The organism is Actinomyces ruminicola (assembly GCF_900103885.1).
Classification (GTDB): Bacteria; Actinomycetota; Actinomycetes; order Actinomycetales; family Actinomycetaceae; genus Actinomyces; species Actinomyces ruminicola.
Genome location: NZ_FNIM01000036.1, coordinates 1 through 1959, shown reverse-complemented (window position 1 = coordinate 1959; position 1959 = coordinate 1). Strand labels below are relative to the sequence as shown.

The following is a 1959-nucleotide window of genomic DNA, read 5'->3' as shown; positions in this document are numbered from 1 at the left end:
CGCTGGCCGGTAGCGCCTGAACCGCACCCACCGGCACGTCCGCCAGCACCGCCACCGCCCCGGCGGACAGATCCGCACCGCTGGCCTGGCGAAGCACACGAGCGCAAGCAACCCCACTCATGCGATCACCGGCTTCGGGATGGCGGCTAGTGCACTTCGTGTACTTTCATGTGCAAAGTCCTTATACGCGCGCGTGTATAGAGGTTTGCTCCTGAAGGTACACAAGGTGCACACGTAGGCAGTAAACGTTGCAATCATGCCGATTCCTCCGCTCGGAGTCCGAGCCCGCGAAAGACGAACCCGCTTGCAGTCCGACGCTTCACGAAGCCTCGCGATTCGATCTGCCGAGCGAAGGCGTGTCTGCCGATCGGGTCTGCGCCGTCGGCCGCCGCCCACTCCTGGAACTCACCGAACAGCTCCTGCACCCCCACGCGCGCCGCCGGGGCGGTTACGCACGCCTCGGAGATGAAGCGGGTCACCGTGTCTGATTCGGCCTGGTAGGCGTCGGTGGCCTCGGTGACCTTGGCCGCCTTCGGCATTCCGTTGGTCGTCTGGTAGTCACGCCAGCCCTCGAGCGCCCACGCAAGCACGGCGTCGGCTTCCAGCTTCAGCTTCTCCCCAAGCTCGGGGTCCCGATCCGCCTCTGGCACCACGAAGTCGAAGGGGATCACTCGGATGCGCCGCCACACCGCCGGATCATCCCCGGCAACCCTGGGCAGGTGGTTGGTGACCATGAGGGCCGTGTGCGTGGGCGTGAAGGTGACGGGCTTGCCGTACAGCGGGCGGGCGGTGATCGGGTCACCGCCGGTGAGCTGCTTCATGAGCGCGGCCGCCAACGGCTGGTCCCGTTCCGTCTCCGAAGCCACCACGAACCGCTTACCCATGAGCCCCATAAGCTCGGGGGACGCGTTGGACGCCTTGCCGCGGGCGGACATGAACAGGGTCGACTCGGCGGCGTGCCCGTAGTCGCCGAGCGCGTGCAGGATGGCGTTGTAGGCCACGCCCTTACCGTTCGCGCCGGTGCCGGTAGCGATGGTGAACGCCTGCTCCAACGTCGCACCGCACAGCGCCACGCCGACGAAGGCGCGGAAGTAGCGGCGCACGGCGGGATCGGTCAGCACCTGTTCCAGGAACTCACCCCAACGCCCCGGTGCCGTGTCCGGGTGCCAGGCGGCGTGGGTGATCTTCGTGATCCGGTCCGCCGGGTCGTGCGGGCGAATCGCCATGGTGCGCAGGTCCACGGTGCCGTTGTCCGTGTTCAGTAGCCGCGGGTCGGCGTCCAGGTCCTCGGCCACGACGGTGAACGGCTCCAGTCGCGAGGCGATGGACAGGATGCCTTCGGCGGCGCGGTCCGACTGGCAGGACTCCACCGCTCGTTTCAGGCTCTTGTCGCTGTAGGCGTCGCCCCACGCCTGGCGTAGGCATTCGTCGAGCAGCCGGTGCCGCTCGCCCTTCACGTCCGGCGCCCACCGCTTGCCGTCCCAGCAGAACCATTCGTCCAGATCGGCGGCGTACAGCAGTCTTCCGGCGTAGGCGCTGGCGAAGCGGTGCGCGATACGCCGCTGCCCGCCCGTGCTCTCTTCAGCCGGGGGCGGCGGGGTGGCCTCCCGCTCCTCATGCAGCGCCATGGCCTCGGCGTGGGACAGACTGCCCGGCACGGCGGGCTCACTCCAACCGTCGTTGTCGCGCGGCTTTGGGAAGGCGCTCACGCGATCACCCCCGCCTTGCGAAGGCGGGCGCGGTTGCGGGCCGCCCGCTCCATGATCGATTCCCGTGGCGTCGGGTCAACCGCCGCCGCCAGGGCGCGGGCATGCTCCGTGAGGAAGGCGCGGTTGGCCGCCGCCAGGTCACGGGCCAGTTTCCGCTGCCCCTCGGCGAAGCCGAGTGCGCGGGCGAGCCGCCAGATGAGCCGTACAGCGTCGACGAACCCGGCGTAGTAGCCGTTGGCGTGCGCCCGCT

General features: G+C 69.0%; 2 protein-coding genes. Both read right to left on the bottom strand.

Features of this window, described 5'->3' with window-relative positions; all coding sequences use genetic code 11:
• Positions 1 to 254: 254 nt before the first annotated feature.
• A complete protein-coding gene (locus tag BLR49_RS12890) occupies positions 255 to 1709 on the bottom strand; it encodes a DNA primase family protein (RefSeq protein ID WP_092538251.1) in 1455 nt (484 codons plus the stop codon).
• Positions 1706 to 1959 (bottom strand): hypothetical protein (locus BLR49_RS13385; RefSeq protein WP_176765890.1); only part of this gene is annotated, 254 nt, incomplete at its 5' end. The genes BLR49_RS13385 and BLR49_RS12890, both read right to left, overlap by 4 nt.